Genomic DNA, 16,280 nt, shown 5'->3' with positions numbered 1-16,280 from the left:
GGCAGATGATCCTACCGAGCGGCGACGAGGTCGACGAAGGCGCCGTGCACCCGGGCGTCGCCGCCGACCTCGGGGTGGAAGCTCGTGGCCAGCAGGTGTTCCTGCCGTACGGCGACGGGATGCCCGGCGGCCGTCGCGAGCACCTCGACCCGCTCCCCCACCCGCTCCACCCACGGCGCCCGGATGAAGACCGCATGGACCGGGTCCGCCAGGCCGGCGAAGGGCAGGTCCTCCTCGAAGGAGTCGACCTGTCGGCCGAACGCGTTGCGCCGCACCGTGATGTCGAGGCCGCCGATCGTCTCCTGACCCTCGGCGCCGTCGACGATCCGGTCGGCCAGCAGGATCATCCCCGCGCACGTGCCGAACGCCGGCATTCCCGCGGCGACCCGGGCCCGCAGCGGCTCGAGCAGCTCGAAATTGCGGGCGAGCTTGATCATCGTGGTCGACTCCCCCCCGGGGATCACCAGCCCGTCACACCGCTCCAGCTCCTCGGCGCGCCGCACCCCGAAGGCGTCGACACCCAGCGCGTCCAGACTCGCGATGTGCTCCCGCACGTCGCCCTGAAGGGCGAGGACTCCGATCCGCAGCGAAGGACGCCCGGTCACCAGCCGCGCTCGGCGAGGCGGTGCGGCTGCGGGATGTCCTCCACGTTGATGCCGACCATCGCCTCGCCCAGACCGCGCGAGACCTTCGCCACCACGTCCGGGTCGTCGAAGAAGGTGGTGGCCTTCACGATCGCCTCGGCCCGCTGGGCCGGGTTCCCGGACTTGAAGATGCCCGAGCCCACGAAGACGCCCTCCGCGCCCAGCTGCATCATCATCGCCGCATCAGCCGGCGTGGCGATGCCGCCGGCGGTGAACAGCACGACCGGCAGCTTGCCGGTGGCGGCGATCTCCTTGACCAGGTCGTAGGGCGCCTGCAGCTCCTTGGCCGCCACGTACAGCTCGTCGGGGCTCAACGAGCCGAGCCGGCGGATCTCCTTGCGGATGGTGCGCATGTGGGTGACCGCGTTGGACACGTCCCCGGTGCCGGCCTCGCCCTTGGAGCGGATCATCGCCGCGCCCTCGGTGATCCGGCGCAGCGCCTCGCCCAGGTTGGTGGCACCACACACGAAGGGGACGGTGAACTCCCACTTGTCGATGTGGTTCTCGTAGTCGGCCGGAGTCAGCACCTCGGACTCGTCGATGTAGTCCACACCCAGGGACTGCAGCACCTGCGCCTCGGCGAAGTGCCCGATCCTGGCCTTGGCCATCACCGGGATCGAGACGGCCTCGATGATGCCGTCGATCATGTCCGGGTCGCTCATCCGGGAGACACCGCCCTGTGCGCGGATGTCGGCGGGCACGCGCTCCAGCGCCATCACGGCGACGGCGCCCGCGTCTTCCGCGATCTTCGCCTGCTCGGGGGTGACGACGTCCATGATGACGCCGCCCTTGAGCATCTCGGCCATGCCGCGCTTGACGGGAGTCGTACCGGTGACGGGAGTTTCAGCCATGCCCCGAATTCTAGGTCAGGGCTGTGGGTTTCCTTCAGCCAGCGCCTGCTGGCGGACGACCCAGATCCGCTGACCGACCGTGATGGTCGAGGCCGCCGCCAGCGCCCAGAGCGTGATGTAGGTCAGCACGGGCAGTCCGAGCAGTCCGTTGAAGCCCGTCATGACCAGGATCGAGACCAACCGGTCGGAGCGCTCGGCGATGCCGACCTTGGCCTGGTAGCCCAGGCTCTCGGCGCGGCTGCGGGCGTAGGAGGTCACCGAGCCCATCACCAGGCAGATCAGCGAGAGCCACAGGTAGATCCGGCTGTCGCCGGGCCCGGCGTAGTAGAGCGCCAGGCCGCCGAAGATCGCGCCGTCACCCACCCGGTCCAGCGTGGAGTCCAGGAACGCCCCGAACTTGCTCGACGTACCGGTGAGGCGGGACATGTGCCCGTCGATCAGGTCGCTGAAGACGAAGCAGGTGATGAAGATGACGCCACCGAGCAGGTGGCCCCGCGGGAAGAACGCCAGCGCGCCCACGCACACGCCGATGGTGCCGACGAGCGTGACGGCGTCGGCACTGACGTGCAGTCGGATGAGCAGACGGGCGACGGGCGAGAGGACCTTCGTCCAGAAGGCGCGGAAACGTTCGAGCATGGCGGGAGCAGGCTACCGGCCGTCGACCGCCACCAGCTCATTCACGGCCTGCGGGTCCTCCAGGACTGCGGCGAAGGCCAGCTCGGCCGCCCCCACCAGGGAGGAGTCCTGGCCCAGCTTCGCCGGGCGTACGACGACGTCCTCCCGGGGTGCCAGCAGCGCGGTGCGCACCAGCGCGCGCTCCATCCGGTCGGCGGCGCTCTCCCACAGCTGCGCCATGCTGCCACCCAGCACGATCACCTCGGGATTGAAGATGTTGATGATGGCGCGCAGGCCGACACCGGCCCACTCCGCGACCTCCTCCACGGCGGCACGTGCCCGGGCCTCGCCGTCGCGCGCGGAGGCGATCACCTCGGCCACCGCCTCGGGTCCGCCGCCTGGCAGCCGCCCGGCCAGGGTGAGCAGCCGGTTCTCGCCGACCTTGAGCTCCCAGCAGCCGCTGCCACCGCAGGTGCACGCGGGGCCGTCGGCGTCGACCTGCAGGTGACCGATCTCGCCGGCGTACCCGGTGGAGCCCTCCAGCAGCACGCCGCCGACCAGGAAGCCGCCACCGATGCCGACGCTCGCCGACAGGTACGCCGCATGCTCGTGCCCGACCGCGGCACCGCGCAGGTGCTCGGCGATGACGCCCAGGTTGGCGTCGTTCCCCGCCGTGACCGGTCGGCCCAGACGCTTGCTCAGCAGCGCCGTGAACGGCTCGCCGTGCCAGCCCAGGTTGGGCGCGAACTGCACCATGCCATCGCGGGCCCGCACGGCCCCCGGAAGCGAGACCCCGATGCCGAGGCAGCGCTTGGAGGTGCAGCCGGCCAGGGTCTGCTCGACCATCTGGGCGACGGTCTCCACCACGTGGTTGACGTCGTGCTCGCCGCGCTGGTGGTGCCGGACGCGACGGTCCAGAACCGGTCCGCCCAGCCCCACCAGCGCGACCTGGACGCGGTCGACCCCGAGGTCGACGGCGATCACTGCGTTCTCCGGTCGCGGCTCCACGAGGTTCGAGGGCCGGCCGGTGCGGGAGCCCCGCGCGTCCACTCGGGTCGCGACCCGCTCGGCCACCAGGCCGAGCTCCATCAGCTCCGAGGTCAGTCCGCCGATCGTGCTGCGGTTGAGCCCCAGAAGCCTGGTGAGCTCGGCCCGGGTGGTCGGGCCACGGGTGTGGACGGCGCGTAGCAGCGCCCGCAGGTTGGCCCGCCGCAGCTCCTCGGTGCCCGAGACGGTAGCCGCGACCATGGCCGGATCAGGCCTGCCCGGTGGAGCTCGCCCGGCGACGGCTCAGTGCGTCGACGCTCGCGGCGATCAGCAGGACGATGCCGGTGACCATCCAGACGGTGCCCTGGTCCTTGTTCAGCAGGCCCATGCCGTTGTCGATGACCGCGACCACGGTGCCACCGATCAGGGCGTCGATGATCCGACCCTTGCCGCCGAACAGGCTGGTGCCACCGATGACGGCGGCACCGACCGCGTAGAGCAGCGTGGTGTTGCCACCGGTCGTCGGGCCGACCGAGTTGGTTCGGCTGGCCAGCAGGATGCCGGCGATGGCGGCAATGGTGGAGGCCACGACGAAGCAGGACAGCTTGACCCGGGCGACGTTGATGCCGGCGCGGCGGGCCGCCTCGGCGTTGCCGCCCACGGCGTACACGTGCCGGCCCCAGGTGGTGCGGCTGAGCGCGAAGCTGAGCAGCAGCAGCAGGCCGATCATGATGACCAGCGAGATCGGCAGCCCCTTGATCGACTTCAGCTGCGGGTGCGGGCCACGCTCCTTGGACAGGTAGACCAGGACCGCCAGCACGATCACCGTCAGCGTCCCGGCGCGCAATGCCCACTGCAGCAGCGACTTCGACGTCAGGCCGTGCGCCCGGCGGCGCTGGTTGGCCACGAACGACCCGCCCGCGTAGACCACGATGATCAGCACGCCCAGCACCCAGCCCAGCCAGACCGGCAGGTTGCCGTTGTTGAGCTTGATGATGAAGTCGCTCTGCAGCGGGATGGTGCCACCGCGGCCGGTCATCTTCAGCAGCACGCCCTGCAGGCCGAGGAACGTCGCCAGGGTCACCACGAAGGACGGGATGCCCAGCCGCGCGACCAGCAGGCCGATGCCGTAGCCGATCACCGCACCGGTGAGCAGGCCGACGATCAGCCCCGGGATCAGCGGCCAGCCGTGCCGGGTCATGACCAGGGCGAGGACGCCTGCCGACGTACCGCCGGTGAAGCCCGCGCCCAGGTCGATCTCACCCAGCAGCAGCACGAAGACCAGGCCCATCGCCAGCACCGTGACACCGGCCGACTGGCCGATCAGGTTGCCGATGTTGAAGGCGTTGGGGAACGTGTCGGGACGCAGCCCGGTGAAGACCACGACCAGCGCGATCAGGCCGAGGATCGCCGGCAGCGAGCCGATGTCACCGCCGCGCAGACGGGTCAGGTACGCCGAGGCGATGCCACCGAGTGTGCTGGGCGCCTCCTCCGCGGGATGCCAGTTCTCGGTGGGCTGCGGAGTGGTGGTCGTGCTCATGCGACTCCCCCGTTCGTCGGGAGCTGCCCGGTCGTGATGGCCTGGACGATCTGCTCGCGGTTGTAGTTCTTGATCTCCACCTGCCCGACCATCTGGCCGAGGTAGAGCACGGCGACGTCGTCGGCGACCTCGAAGACGTCGTTCAGGTTGTGGCTGATCAGCACCACGCCCAAGCCGCGGTCGGCGAGCCGCCGGACCAGCTTGAGGACCTGCTCGGTCTGGGCGACGCCCAGTGCGGCGGTCGGCTCGTCGAGGATGACGATCCTGGAGTTCCACAGCACCGCGCGGGCGATCGCGACGGTCTGGCGCTGACCGCCGGAGAGCGCGGCGACGTGGGTGCGCACCGACTTCAGGGTGCGCACCGACAGGCCGTCGAGCGTCTCGCGGGCGCGGCGCTCCATGGTGTCCTCGTCGATGAGGCCGCGCTTGGTCAGCTCGCGGCCGAGGAACATGTTGTGGACGACGTCCAGGTTGTCGCACAGCGCCAGGTCCTGGTAGACGACCTCGATGCCGAGGCCGTTGGAGTCCTTCGGTCCCTTGACGCTGACGGGCTTGCCCTCGAAGAGGTACTCCCCCTCGTCGAAGGGGTGGATGCCGGCGATGCCCTTGATCAGGGTCGACTTGCCCGCACCGTTGTCGCCGACCAGCGCCGTCACACGGCCCGGCCGGACGTCGAGGTCGACGCCACGCAGGACGTGTACGGCGCCGAAGCTCTTCTGGATGCCGCGCAACGACAGCAGCGGCTCGGTGGTCGGCCCGGTGGGGCCGGTTCGCTCGGGCGTTTCGACGCTCACGAGATCTCCTTGCTTGAAATGCGCTGAGGCCCGGGCACGCCCGGGCTCCGGGCCGGCGCACGATCGGCGCGCCGGCCCGGAGAGGTGGGGTGTTACTGGACGCCGTACTTCTTGCAGAGCTTGGCGACGTCGCCGGTGCAGATCTGCGAGGCGTCGGCCTGGCCGTCGGAGACGACCTGCTTCACGGTGTCGGCGGTGATCCAGACCGGGGTGGCGAGCACGGAGGGGACAGCCTTGTTGAGCTTGGTGTCCTGGACCGTGCCGGTGGCGAGCGCGGCGGCCGCGCTCTTGTCACCCTTGATCAGGTCGATCGCCAGCTTGGAGGCGGCGTCGGCCTCCAGGGTGGTGTTCTTGTACACCGTGCCGGCCTGGTAGCCGCGCAGGATGTTCTGCAGACCCTCGACGCTGGCGTCCTGACCGGTGGTCGGGATCTTGCCGGCCACGCCGTCGGCCTTCAGACGAGCGATCACGCCGCCGGACATGGTGTCGTTGGCGACGATCGCGCCGTCGATGTTGCCCTTGTTCTGGGTGTACATCTGGTCGAAGACCTGGCCCGCCTTGGTGGCGTCCCAGTTACCGGACTGGTCGCCGACGATCTTGTACTGCGGGTTCGCCTTGAGGACCGAGTCGTAGCCCTGCTTGAACAGCGCGGCGTTGTTGTCGGTCGAGGCACCGTCGACCTCGACGACGTTGCCCGAGTTCTTGCCCTCCTTCTTGAGGGCGTCCACGAGGCCCTGACCCATCAGCTGGCCGACCTTGACGTTGTCGAACGACACGTAGTACGACGCGCCGCCACCGAGGGTGAGGCGGTCGTAGTCGATCGTCTGCACGCCGGCGTCGGCGGCCTTCTTGAGGCAGGCCGCGCCGGAGTCAGAGTCGAGGTTGGTGATCATCAAGACGGCGACGCCCTCGTTGATCATGCTGTCGCAGAGCTGGCCGAACTTGGCGGTGTCGCCCTGGGCGTTCTGGATGTCCGACTTCAGGCCGGCGGCGTCGAACGCCTTCTGCAGGTTCGGGCGGTCCTGGCTCTCCCAGCGCGGAGAGGTGGTGGCGTCGGGCAGGATCACGCCCACGTCCGCCTTGCTGGAACCGCCGCCACCGTTGCTGCTGCCGGTGCTGCCGCTGCTCGCGCTGTTGTTGCCACTGCTACCGCACGCGGCCAGCGCACCGAACGCCAGCACACCCGCGGCGCAGAGCGACGCGACACGAGCTCCCTTTCGCGTGTTCATTCCCCTCGACCTCCGTTGCTCGGGAAGGCTGTGACCCCTGTCACAGCGATTGTTGCCGACCACAACATAGTGAGGAACATCGCCGCAGCGCAAGGCACAACACGCGGGTATTTGTCGGTCTCGGCGCAGAATCAACCGTCCGCGCGGAATCCCGCGATCAGATCCACGCCTCGGCGAGCAGGCGACGCGTGTCCGCGAGCAGCTGGGGAAGGGTCTTGGTGCGGCCGATCACCGGCATGAAGTTCTGGTCACCGACCCAGCGCGGCACGATGTGCTGGTGCAGATGGGCGGCGATGCCCGCTCCCCCGGCCTCACCCTGGTTCATGCCGATGTTGAAGCCCGCCGGCCTCGACACCACCCGCAGTGCCTCCACCGCCCGCTTGGTCAGCGCCGCGATCTCGGCGGCCTCCGCCTCGGTGGTCTCGGTGTACTCGGCGATGTGCCGATAGGGACAGACCATCACGTGACCGGGCGCGTACGGGTAGAGGTTGAGCACCACGAAGGCCAGCTCGCCACGGGCGACGACCAGGCCCTCGTCGTCGGGCAGCGTCGGGATCCGGCAGAACGGGCACTGCGCGGCGGAGGCGTCGGCGGGCTTGTTCTCCCCGCGGATGTAGGCCATCCGGTACGGCGTCCACAGCCGCTCCAGCATGTCCGACTCTCCGACGCCGTCTTGCAGGTAGGCCTGCTCAGAAGTCTGTTCCGGGGTCTGCTCTGCGCTCACGGAGCGACTGTAGCGAGCGCCTCCGCGACCATGTCCTCCATGGGCCGCTCCGGGTCGATCACGACGCCACGCACCCGGGCGTGCCCGTCCAGCAGGAACCAGACCGACTGGCTGAGGGTGTCCTTGAGCGCCTCGGGCGAGAGCACGCGGTGGGACCGGTTGAGCCAGCGCCGTACCGAGCCGAAGACCGACCCGATCAGGCCGTGCACCAGCGGGTCGAGCAGCTCCAGGTCGTCCTCGCGCAGGTCGCCGCCGAGGGTGACGAGCACGATGTTGATCAGGTTGCCCACCTCTCCGGCGATCTGCTCGATGGCCTGCTCCAGCGGACCGCCCGGGTCGCCGTTGTCATGGTCGGCCATGTGGTGCAACGCGGGATGGGCGAAGGCCCAGTCGACGTAGATGCCGACCAGCCGCTCGATGATCTGCGGGACCGTCCCCTCCAGCGTCACCGCCGGCATCAGCTGCTCCCAGAGCAGCTCGATGATGCGGGTCTGTACGGCGCGGTCCAGGTCCGCCCGATCCTCGAAGTAGCGGTAGACCACGGTGCGGTTGACGCCCGCCCGGGTGGCGATTTGCTGCACATGCAGCTCGCCGCCGGGCCCGGCCTCCTCGATCACCTCGATCGCGGCGTCGATGATCTGCCGCCGACGCTCCTGGTTGTGTCTCTCCCAGCGCGCCTGCCGCCCGTCTCGACGTCCGCTCTCGGTCACGGTCTCAGACTCTCACCCAGCGCCGGAGGGCGGCGTATCGAGGCGGGCGCGCGGTCGAGGCGATCCGGCGCATCTCGTCGACGTCGACGATCTTGACCCGGGGGCGGCCGGACGCCTCGCCGCGACGGCGCTCCTCGGCATCGATCGCCTGCCACCCGGCCAGGTCGACCATGCCGGGCTGGCGGTTGCGGATGACTCCGCGCAGGCCCTGGGTGGTACCGACCGGCTCGGGGATGATGCCCGCGTCGAGGTCGTCGAGGATCTGGTCCACGGTCTCCTCGGCGTCGGTCTTGTTGGTGCCGATGAAGCCGGTCGGGCCGCGCTTGACCCAGCCCGCGACGTACACGCCCGGGATCACCCGACCGCGCTCGTTGGGCACCGTGCCGCTCTTCGCGTCGTAGGGCAGGTCGGCGACCGGAAGGCCGTGGTAGCCCACCGCGCGCAGCAGCAGACCCGCCGCCAGGGTCTCGGTCTCCCCGGTCGGTACGGCGCGGGGCACGCCGTCCTCGTCCGCGACGAGGCGGTTGCGCCCCACCTCGATGCCGGTGACCCGCTCCTGGCCGTGGACCGCGACCGGCGAGGCGTAGAACCGCAGCACGATGGTGCGCTTGGCCGGATCGACCGGCCGCTGGGCCAACTCGCGCAGGAGCCGGGTCTTGACGTCCTCGCCGACCAGGTCGTGATCACCGGTGTCGACCACCACGTTGATCCCGTCATGACCGGCGAGTCCGACCAGCTCGGGCATGGTGAACGCGGCCTGCCCCGGCCCACGTCGACCGAGGACGACGATCTCGCGGACCCTGCTGCGCCGCAGCACCTCCAGCGGCAGCGTGGCGATGTCGGTGCCCTCTAGCAGCGTCGGGTCCTCGGCGAGGATCCGAGCGCAGTCGAGGGCGACGTTGCCGTTGCCGACGATGACCACCCGCTCCTGGTCCAGGCTGACCGCCAGATCCTGCTTGTCCGGATGGCCGTTGTACCAGCCGACGAAGTCGGTCGCCGACAGCGATCCGGCCATGTCGTCGCCGGGGATGCCGAGCGCCTTGTCGCTGGCGGCACCGACCGTGTAGACGACCGCGTGGTAGCGGGCGGTCAGCTCGGCGTGGGAGAGGTCCTTGCCGATCTCGACGCCGAGGAAGTAGCGGAAGCCCGGCTGGCTCTCGATCTGGCGGAAGAGCTTCTCGACCTGCTTGGTGTGCTCGTGATCGGGCGCGACGCCGGCACGGACCAGCCCGTAGGGGGTGGGCAGCCGGTCGAAGACGTCGACGGTGATCTCGGGGTGCTTGAGCAACTCGTCGGCAGTGTAGAGACCGGCCGGCCCGGCGCCCACCACGGCGACCCGGAACGGCCCCTCCCGGGTGAGCCGGCGCTGCTCGTGGACCAGCGCGAGCGGCGTGCGGTCCTGGTGCGGGAACACCTGGTAGTACTCGGCATTGAGCCCGAGGAAGAGCGACTGCTCGGGCTTGAGCTTGGTGTGCGGCACGATCGCGTCGGCCGGGCAGGCGGTGACGCAGGCGCCGCAGTCCACGCAGGACCCGGCGTCGATGTAGAGCATGTCCGCCTCGGCGAAGCCGGGCTCACCGGGCGCGGGGTGGATGCAGTTGACCGGGCAGGCGATGACACACGAGCCGTCGGAGCAGCAGGACTGGGTGATGACGTGAGGCACTGACGATCGGTTTCTTGCTCAGGGGCTCGAGGGTGCCCGGGCTCAGTAGTGGCTAGCGGCCGACGGCTCGCTGCGGAAGCGCGAGGGGCGGCCGTTGATCCGCAGCGCCTTCCACAGCAGCTTGGCGGGACCCTTGCGGATACCCAGGTTGTCGGCGAGCATCCGGACGTCGCCGAAGAGCTCCTGCAGCAGGTTGCTGGACTCCTCCGAGCTCCACCAGATCTCCTTGGCCACCTCGTCGGGGATGCCCATGTCGCGGCGGGCCTGCTTGCTCGGCACCATGATCACGTCGCACAGCGTGCGCATGATGACGGGGAACAGGTAGGTCAGCAGCTGCCGCTTGACCGGGTTCATCATCGGCCAGTGGTGCTCGAGGTACTGGTGGGCGAAGCCGATGTGGCGGGCCTCCTCGGCGATGTGGATCTGCATCACCCGGTCGATCAGCGGGTGGCTGCCGCCGGCCCGCATGATGCTCTTCTGCAGGTGGTCGATCGGCTCCTCGCCACCGAGGATGCCGACGAAGAACGCTTCGGGGAACCACGTCCCCGCCGAGGTGACCAGCGGAGCCAGCCAGGTGAACCAGCCGGGCGCGCCGGCGACGCCGTCGATGCCCGACTTCGCCACGAAGCGGTTCACCGACTCCTGGAACATCTGGATGTGGTGGGTCTCCTCGGTGACCTCGTGCATCGCGTAGCGGAACTCGGGGTTGAGGTCCTTCTCCAGGATGAGGTGGTGCATCACCCCGGCGATCAGGACCTGTTCGAACTGCCGGCCGACCTTGGCGATCTGCGCGTAGCGGTAGACGCCGATCTCGATCTGGCGCTCCTTGGGCAGCGACTTGTACCAGGGGTGGCGGCCGATCTCGTCGGCGTCGGTGAGGATGAAGCGCTCGTCGTTCGGCTCGATGGCGAATTCCGGCGAGTCCCAGGCGATGTCCTTGAACGCCTGGAAGTGCTGGTCGACCGACGCCTCGGACAGCGTGCGGAGCCGCTCGTAGTAGCTCTGCGGACCCTGCGGGACATGCGCACCGGTGGACTTCTCGGGCTTGACTGCGGTCATGTCGAGCACCTTCTTCATCGTTGAAACCAGGACGACTCGACCGACGATACTGCGACGTACGTCACGGATACAAGAGTAAGCGCAACGCTGTGTCGCATAAATTCTTCGGCCCCGCGAGACGCCGCGGGGCCGACCCTTCCCGGATCGGCCCCGCGGGCGCACTGAGGAGTATTTTCAGACCTGTTCGTGCGACGCCACGGCGGCCACCACGCGGGCGATCGCCTCCTCGATCGGTACGCCGTTCTCCTGGTGCCCGTCGCGATAGCGGAAGGAGACCGCGCCCAACTCGACGTCCTCTCCCCCGGCGATCAGCATGAACGGCACCTTCTGGAGCTGCGCGTTGCGGATCTTCTTCTGCATCCGGTCGTCGGAGTCGTCGACCTCGACCCGGATGCCCTTGGCCCGCAGCCGGTGCGCCACGTCGTACAGGTAGTCGGTGAACGCGTCCGCGACCGGGATGCACTGCACCTGGACCGGCGCGAGCCACGGCGGGAACGCGCCGGCGTAGTGCTCGACCAGGACGCCGAGGAACCGCTCGATCGAGCCGAACTTCGCCGAGTGGATCATCACCGGCTGCTGCCGGGTGCCGTCGGCGGCCTGGTACTCCAGCTCGAAGCGGGCCGGCTGGTTGAAGTCGTACTGGACCGTGCCCATCTGCCAGGTGCGGCCGATGGCGTCCTTGGCCTGGACCGAGATCTTCGGGCCGTAGAACGCGGCGCCGCCCGGGTCGGGGACGAGCTCGAGGCCGGTCTCGCGGCCGACCTGCTCCAGCACCGCCGTTGCCGCGGCCCAGTCCTCGTCGGAGCCGACGAACTTGTCCTTGTGGACGTCGTCGCGGGTCGACAGCTCCAGGTAGAAGTCGTCGAGGCCGAAGTCGCGCAGCACGCTGAGCATGAAGTTCAGCAGGTGCTTGACCTCGTCGGGGGCCTGCTCCTTGGTGACGTAGGAGTGGCTGTCGTCCTGGGCGAATCCGCGCACCCGGGTCAGGCCGTGGATGACGCCCGACTTCTCGTAGCGGTAGACGTGGCCGAACTCGAACAGGCGCACCGGCAGCTCGCGGTAGGAGCGCCCCTTCGACTTGTAGATCAGGTTGTGCATCGGGCAGTTCATCGCCTTCAGCTGGTAGTTCGCGCCCTCGAACTCCATCGGCGGGAACATCGTGTCGGCGTAGTACGGCAGGTGGCCCGAGGTGTGGAACAGCCCGTCCTTGGAGATGTGCGGGGTGCTGACGTAGGAGAAGCCCTCCTCGATGTGCCGCTGGCGGACGTAGTCCTCCATGACGCGCTTGATCACGCCGCCCTTGGGGTGGAAGACCGCCAGGCCGCTGCCCAGCTCGTCCGGGAAGGAGAAGAGGTCGAGCTCGCGGCCGAGCTTGCGGTGGTCGCGCCGCTCGGCCTCCTCGATCCGGTGCAGGTGCTCTTCGAGCGCCTCCTTGGACTCCCAGGCGGTGCCGTAGATCCGCTGGAGCTGCTTGTTCTTCTCGTCGCCGCGCCAGTACGCCGCGGCGGTGCGCATCAGCTTGAACGCCGGGATCCGCCTGGTGGTGGGCAGGTGCGGCCCGCGGCACAGGTCCTTCCAGGCCACCTCGCCGTTGCGGTCGATGTTGTCGTAGATGGTCAGCTCGCCGCCGCCCACCTCGGCGGCGGCGCCCTCGGCCGCCTCGGCGGCGTTGCCCTTGAGGCCGATCAGCTCCAGCTTGTAGGGCTCGTCGGCGAGCTCGACACGGGCGTCCTCGTCGGTGGTGACCCGGCGGGAGAACCGCTGGTTCTCCTTGATGATCTTGCGCATCCGCGACTCGATCTTCTCCAGGTCGGCGGGCACGAACGGCGTCTCCACGTCGAAGTCGTAGTAGAAGCCGTCGGTCACCGGCGGGCCGATGCCCAGCCTTGCGTCGGGGAAGATCTCCTGCACCGCCTGCGCCATCACGTGAGCGGTGGAGTGCCGCAGGATGTCGCGGCCGTCCTTGGAGGCGATCTCGACGCCCTCGACCTCGTCGCCCTCCGCGAGCTCGTAGGCGAGGTCCTTGAGCTGGCCGTTCACGCGGGCGGCGATGACGGTCGCGTCCTCGCGGAACAGCTCCCAGGCCTTCGTGCCCGTCGTGACCGCCCGCTCCTGCCGCTCCCCTGCGGTCAGTACGACGATCTTCAGCTCGGACACACTCACTCCTCGGTCGGTGGATGCCGCGCGGTCGCGGCCCGACGATGGTATCGGTGGGCGCGGCAGCCGCGCGCATCAGTTTGGGTACCTGCGCCGCGTGGACGCACCGCATTCGACGCTCACCGGCATCACCGCCGACGCCAAGGACCGCATCGCCGCCTGGGGCCGGCGCGGGTTCCTGGTGCTCGTGCTGCTCTTCGTGATCGCGGGCCTGTGCGGACTCCTTGGCGTACGGACCGCGACCGGGTCCGCCGACAGGGGCGGCTACCACCTGTCGCTGGAGTATCCGCGGATCGCACGGGCGGGCCTCGACGTACCGTGGCAGGTCACCATCACCCACCCGGGGGGCTTCGGCGGCCCGGTGGTGCTGGAGGCGACCGGCTCGTACTTCGACATCTTCGAGTCGCAGGGCATCACACCGGAGCCGGACAAGGAGACCCAGGACGGCTCCTGGTGGCGGATGACCTTCGACAAGCCGCCCGGCGACACCCTGGTGGTCTCACTCGACGTCTACGTCCAGCCGGCCAGCCAGGTCGGCCGCAGCGGCACCGTCCGGGTGCTCGACCACGGCACCCCCGCCGCCAGCGTCGACTTCCGCACGTCGCTGCTGCCCTGACCCGCTGAGCTGAGAGGAGGTCCTCGATGGAGATCGTGATCCGGGCGCTGGTCATCTTCTGCTTCCTGTGGCTGATCACCCGCGCGGTCGGCCGTTCGACGCTGGGCGAGCTGAGCACGTTCCAGCTGCTGCTCTACGTCACGATGGGCGACCTGGTACAGCAGGCGGTCACCCAGCAGGACTACTCGGTGACCGCGGGGCTGCTCGCGATCAGCACGTTCGCGCTGCTCACCGTGGCGATCTCGTGGCTGCAGTGGCGGTTCCCGCGCAGCCGCCCGATCACCGCCGGCCGGCCGGTGCTGGTGTGGCGCGACGGCGGGCCGATCGAGGAGACGATGCGCGACGAGCGGCTCGCCGTCGCCGACGTCCTCGTCGCCGCACGGGAGCAGGGCATCCGCAGCACCGGCGAGATCGAGTACGCCGTGCTCGAGGCCGACGGTCGGCTGTCGTTCTTCACCCGCGAGTCGTCGGAGGACGGGGCGCCGGAGACGGCACCGGAGACGTGAGCGCCGGACACCCAGCAGGACCCACAGCGGTCTCTCCTACGGCTCTGCGGTGGTTCTCAGCATCCGTGCCTAACGTCGGGCAGGACGCGCCCCCGCCGGGTCCGGAGATCAGTCGCCGAGAGCCGGCGGGAGGCAGCGTCACAAGCAGCCGCGGTCGGGTCAGCTCGCGGCGACGGTGCGGAAGCCGAGGTTGCCGCTGGAGGACTCGGGAGTGTTCGAGGTCCGGGCGCTGTTGCGGTAGCGGTTGCAGTAGGAGTCGTGGCACAGGTAGGACCCGCCGCGCATGACCCGGGCCAGCCCGATGCGTGGGCCGGCCGGGTCGGTCTCCACGTCGCGGCGGGCGGCCAGCTCGTAGGTGCGCGGGTTGAACCAGTCCGAGCACCACTCCCAGACGTTGCCCACCGTCTGCCACAACCCGAAGCCGTTGGGCTGGTAGGAGCGCACTGGCGCGGTCGTCAGGAAGCCGTCCTCGGTCGTGTTCGAGGTGGGGAACTCGCCCTGCCAGATGTTGCAGCGCCAGCCGCCGTCCTCGTCGAGCAGCACATCGCCCCACGGATAGCGGGCGCCGTCGAGCCCGCCGCGGGAGGCGAACTCCCACTCCGCCTCGGTGGGGAGCCGGCGCCCGGCCCAGGAGCAGTAGGCGAGGGCGTCGTTCCAGCTCACGTGCACCACCGGATGGTCGGCCAGACCGTCCAGGTTCGACTTCGGCCCCGCCGGCCGGCGCCAGTCCGCGCCGCGCACGCCGAGCCACCACGGCGTCCCGTTGGCGGTGCTCATCACGTCGGCGGGATCGCAGCGCGCCGCGAGGTGGAACACCGCCGAGAAGCCGTAGCGCTCGGCGTCTGTCACGTAGCCGGTGTCGTCGACGAACGCGGCGAAGTCGGCATTGGTCACGCTGGTCGCGTCGATCGAGTACGCCGACAGGCACACCTGGTGGATCGGGGTCTCGCCGTCGCCGGCGTTCTCGTCGCCGGACGCGTCACCCATCCGGAAGGTCCCGCCCGCCAACTCGGCCTGGGCGATTCGGTGCCGCACGGTGGGCGCGCCATCCTGGATCACCGGCAGCAGCGGGCGCCGCGGACCAGGCTCCGCGCCGACCGCACGCGCCGGGGCGCAACAGGACTCGTGTGAGTGATCAGCGCTCATCGGATCCGTCCTACCTCGTCACGGACTCAGGACTGCGATGCATCCGCAAGACCGGCGGTCACGACGCGACGCACCCGCTCGAGGTGCTCGCGCATCGCCTCCTCGGCACGGTCGGCGTCCCCCTTGGCGATTGCCGCCACGATGGCCGCATGCGCCTTGCAGGTGCGGTTCACCTCGCCCTCGACCCGGGCCCGGGTGCGGGCCTGGACCGCCTCGATCTGACGCACGGTCTTCTCGACGAGCTCGGAGATGACCGAGTTGCCGGCCAGCGCGGTGATCTCACGGTGGAAGTCGGCGTCGAGCATGCGCTCCTGACCGGTCGCTTTCTGCTCGTCGATGACGTCGCGGGCGGCCTTCAGCGCCGACGCGGACGGCTTCTGCTCGGCGGCACGGCGTACGGCGTGGCACTCGAGCAGCATCCGGAGCTCGTAGAGCTGCTCGACCTCGGGCGAGGTCACCGAGGTCACCTCGGCGCCCCGTCGCGGATATACCTTCACCAGCCCCTCGTGCTCGAGGCGGCGCAGCGCCTCGCGCACCGGCGTGGTGGAGCACGCGAAGTGCTCGGCGAGCGGGATCTCGCGCAGCCGGAAGCCCGCCGGCAGGGAGCCGTTCGCGATGGCCTCGCGCAGCGAGCGCTGGATGCCTTCGACCAGACTCAGAGCGCCGTTCGCGTTCGGCGGTCCCAGGACGGAGAGATCGGCCATGGGCGCATTATGCATCAGATGAAGGCGGTCCTCGGACCTCACAGCAGCGACGACCGGTCCGGATCCAGCCCCGCGAACGGGTTCTTCGCCCGCTTGCGCCGGTCGTGCACGCGGGCGATGACCTCCGAGAGGAGGAACAGCAGGACCATGGGGACGGCCATCAGGGTCATGGTGAAGGGGTCGGTGGAGGGGGTGGCGGCGGCGGCGAAGACGAAGGTGCCGACGATGATCCACGGCCGCAACGAGCCCAGCGTCCGGCCCTTGAGGATGCCCACCATGTTCAGCAGCACCACGAAGACGGGGATCTCGAAGGCGATGCCGAACACCAGCAGGGT

The 16,280-nt window shown here is 69.6% G+C and carries 17 protein-coding genes; 2 read left to right on the top strand and 15 right to left on the bottom strand.

Annotated elements, in window-relative coordinates; genetic code table 11:
* Nucleotides 1-11: 11 nt before the first annotated feature.
* The 12 genes from pdxT to thrS all read right to left on the bottom strand — a co-directional run bounded on the left by pdxT (nucleotide 12) and on the right by thrS (nucleotide 12,973).
* The gene (pdxT, locus tag VHA72_RS08245; protein ID WP_325574110.1) at nucleotides 12-605 is read right to left on the bottom strand and encodes a pyridoxal 5'-phosphate synthase glutaminase subunit PdxT; all 594 of its coding nucleotides are present in this window, start codon (nucleotides 603-605) and stop codon (nucleotides 12-14) included.
* A complete protein-coding gene (gene pdxS / locus VHA72_RS08240; RefSeq protein WP_325574108.1) occupies nucleotides 602-1,495 on the bottom strand; it encodes a pyridoxal 5'-phosphate synthase lyase subunit PdxS in 894 nt (297 codons plus the stop codon). Before pdxS ends, pdxT begins: the two co-directional genes overlap by 4 nt.
* Before the next feature lie 15 nt (nucleotides 1,496-1,510).
* On the bottom strand, nucleotides 1,511-2,131 hold the full coding sequence (pgsA, locus tag VHA72_RS08235; RefSeq protein ID WP_325574106.1) for a phosphatidylinositol phosphate synthase: 621 nt from the start codon (nucleotides 2,129-2,131) through the stop codon (nucleotides 1,511-1,513).
* 12 nt (nucleotides 2,132-2,143) lie between these two features.
* Nucleotides 2,144-3,358, bottom strand: a complete 1,215-nt coding sequence (locus VHA72_RS08230; protein ID WP_325574104.1) for an ROK family protein — start codon at nucleotides 3,356-3,358, stop codon at nucleotides 2,144-2,146.
* Between the two features lie 7 nt (nucleotides 3,359-3,365).
* Nucleotides 3,366-4,637 (bottom strand): sugar ABC transporter permease, encoded by a 1,272-nt coding sequence (locus VHA72_RS08225; protein ID WP_325574102.1) that lies wholly within the window; start codon nucleotides 4,635-4,637, stop codon nucleotides 3,366-3,368.
* Nucleotides 4,634-5,431, bottom strand: a complete 798-nt coding sequence (locus VHA72_RS08220; protein WP_325574100.1) for an ATP-binding cassette domain-containing protein — start codon at nucleotides 5,429-5,431, stop codon at nucleotides 4,634-4,636. Before VHA72_RS08220 ends, VHA72_RS08225 begins: the two co-directional genes overlap by 4 nt.
* Nucleotides 5,432-5,523: 92 nt before the next feature.
* Nucleotides 5,524-6,660, bottom strand: a complete 1,137-nt coding sequence (locus VHA72_RS08215) for a sugar ABC transporter substrate-binding protein (protein WP_325574098.1) — start codon at nucleotides 6,658-6,660, stop codon at nucleotides 5,524-5,526.
* 157 nt (nucleotides 6,661-6,817) lie between these two features.
* Nucleotides 6,818-7,384, bottom strand: coding sequence for an HIT family protein (locus tag VHA72_RS08210; RefSeq protein ID WP_325574096.1), 567 nt, complete (start codon nucleotides 7,382-7,384; stop codon nucleotides 6,818-6,820).
* Nucleotides 7,381-8,094: a TetR/AcrR family transcriptional regulator gene (locus tag VHA72_RS08205; protein ID WP_325574094.1), complete on the bottom strand. Its 714-nt coding sequence runs from the start codon at nucleotides 8,092-8,094 to the stop codon at nucleotides 7,381-7,383. The genes VHA72_RS08210 and VHA72_RS08205 overlap by 4 nt, the downstream gene beginning before the upstream one ends.
* A gap of 4 nt (nucleotides 8,095-8,098) precedes the next feature.
* Nucleotides 8,099-9,757: an FAD-dependent oxidoreductase gene (locus VHA72_RS08200; protein WP_325574092.1), complete on the bottom strand. Its 1,659-nt coding sequence runs from the start codon at nucleotides 9,755-9,757 to the stop codon at nucleotides 8,099-8,101.
* A gap of 42 nt (nucleotides 9,758-9,799) precedes the next feature.
* Nucleotides 9,800-10,816 carry an AurF N-oxygenase family protein gene (locus VHA72_RS08195; protein WP_325574090.1) on the bottom strand — a complete coding sequence of 339 codons (1,017 nt, stop codon included), beginning with the start codon at nucleotides 10,814-10,816 and terminating at the stop codon, nucleotides 9,800-9,802.
* Between the two features lie 174 nt (nucleotides 10,817-10,990).
* A complete protein-coding gene (thrS, locus tag VHA72_RS08190; RefSeq protein ID WP_414689773.1) occupies nucleotides 10,991-12,973 on the bottom strand; it encodes a threonine--tRNA ligase in 1,983 nt (660 codons plus the stop codon).
* Between the two features lie 97 nt (nucleotides 12,974-13,070).
* Here thrS and VHA72_RS08185 point away from each other — a divergent pair, with 97 nt between their 5' ends.
* Entirely contained in the window at nucleotides 13,071-13,589 is a 519-nt protein-coding gene (locus tag VHA72_RS08185; protein WP_325574088.1) for a hypothetical protein, read from the top strand.
* A 26-nt stretch (nucleotides 13,590-13,615) separates the two neighbouring features.
* Nucleotides 13,616-14,095 (top strand): DUF421 domain-containing protein, encoded by a 480-nt coding sequence (locus VHA72_RS08180; RefSeq protein WP_325574086.1) that lies wholly within the window; start codon nucleotides 13,616-13,618, stop codon nucleotides 14,093-14,095.
* A gap of 159 nt (nucleotides 14,096-14,254) precedes the next feature.
* Here the strand turns inward: VHA72_RS08180 and VHA72_RS08175 are convergent, their stop codons facing one another.
* The 3 genes from VHA72_RS08175 to VHA72_RS08165 form a co-directional block, all read right to left on the bottom strand.
* Nucleotides 14,255-15,241 carry a formylglycine-generating enzyme family protein gene (locus tag VHA72_RS08175; protein WP_325574084.1) on the bottom strand — a complete coding sequence of 329 codons (987 nt, stop codon included), beginning with the start codon at nucleotides 15,239-15,241 and terminating at the stop codon, nucleotides 14,255-14,257.
* Between the two features lie 26 nt (nucleotides 15,242-15,267).
* Complete coding sequence (locus VHA72_RS08170; protein ID WP_325574082.1) at nucleotides 15,268-15,945, bottom strand: GntR family transcriptional regulator; 678 nt, start codon at nucleotides 15,943-15,945, stop codon at nucleotides 15,268-15,270.
* 38 nt (nucleotides 15,946-15,983) lie between these two features.
* Nucleotides 15,984-16,280, bottom strand: a 297-nt coding sequence (locus VHA72_RS08165) for a twin-arginine translocase subunit TatC (protein ID WP_325574080.1), incomplete at its 5' end; no start/stop codon positions are given.

Source organism: Nocardioides sp., from assembly GCF_035547795.1.
Classification (GTDB): Bacteria; Actinomycetota; Actinomycetes; order Propionibacteriales; family Nocardioidaceae; genus Nocardioides.
This window is presented reverse-complemented; position numbering and strand designations above follow the sequence as displayed.

Coding starts and splice junctions, on each gene's coding strand:
- pdxS (WP_325574108.1), bottom strand. CDS start 1,495: ATGGCTGAAACTCCCGTCACCGGTACGACTCCCGTCAAGCGCGGCATG.
- VHA72_RS08170 (WP_325574082.1), bottom strand. CDS start 15,945: ATGGCCGATCTCTCCGTCCTGGGACCGCCGAACGCGAACGGCGCTCTG.
- VHA72_RS08195 (WP_325574090.1), bottom strand. CDS start 10,816: ATGACCGCAGTCAAGCCCGAGAAGTCCACCGGTGCGCATGTCCCGCAG.
- VHA72_RS08175 (WP_325574084.1), bottom strand. CDS start 15,241: ATGAGCGCTGATCACTCACACGAGTCCTGTTGCGCCCCGGCGCGTGCG.
- VHA72_RS08180 (WP_325574086.1), top strand. CDS start 13,616: ATGGAGATCGTGATCCGGGCGCTGGTCATCTTCTGCTTCCTGTGGCTG.
- VHA72_RS08230 (WP_325574104.1), bottom strand. CDS start 3,358: ATGGTCGCGGCTACCGTCTCGGGCACCGAGGAGCTGCGGCGGGCCAAC.
- VHA72_RS08225 (WP_325574102.1), bottom strand. CDS start 4,637: ATGAGCACGACCACCACTCCGCAGCCCACCGAGAACTGGCATCCCGCG.
- pgsA (WP_325574106.1), bottom strand. CDS start 2,131: ATGCTCGAACGTTTCCGCGCCTTCTGGACGAAGGTCCTCTCGCCCGTC.
- VHA72_RS08215 (WP_325574098.1), bottom strand. CDS start 6,660: ATGAACACGCGAAAGGGAGCTCGTGTCGCGTCGCTCTGCGCCGCGGGT.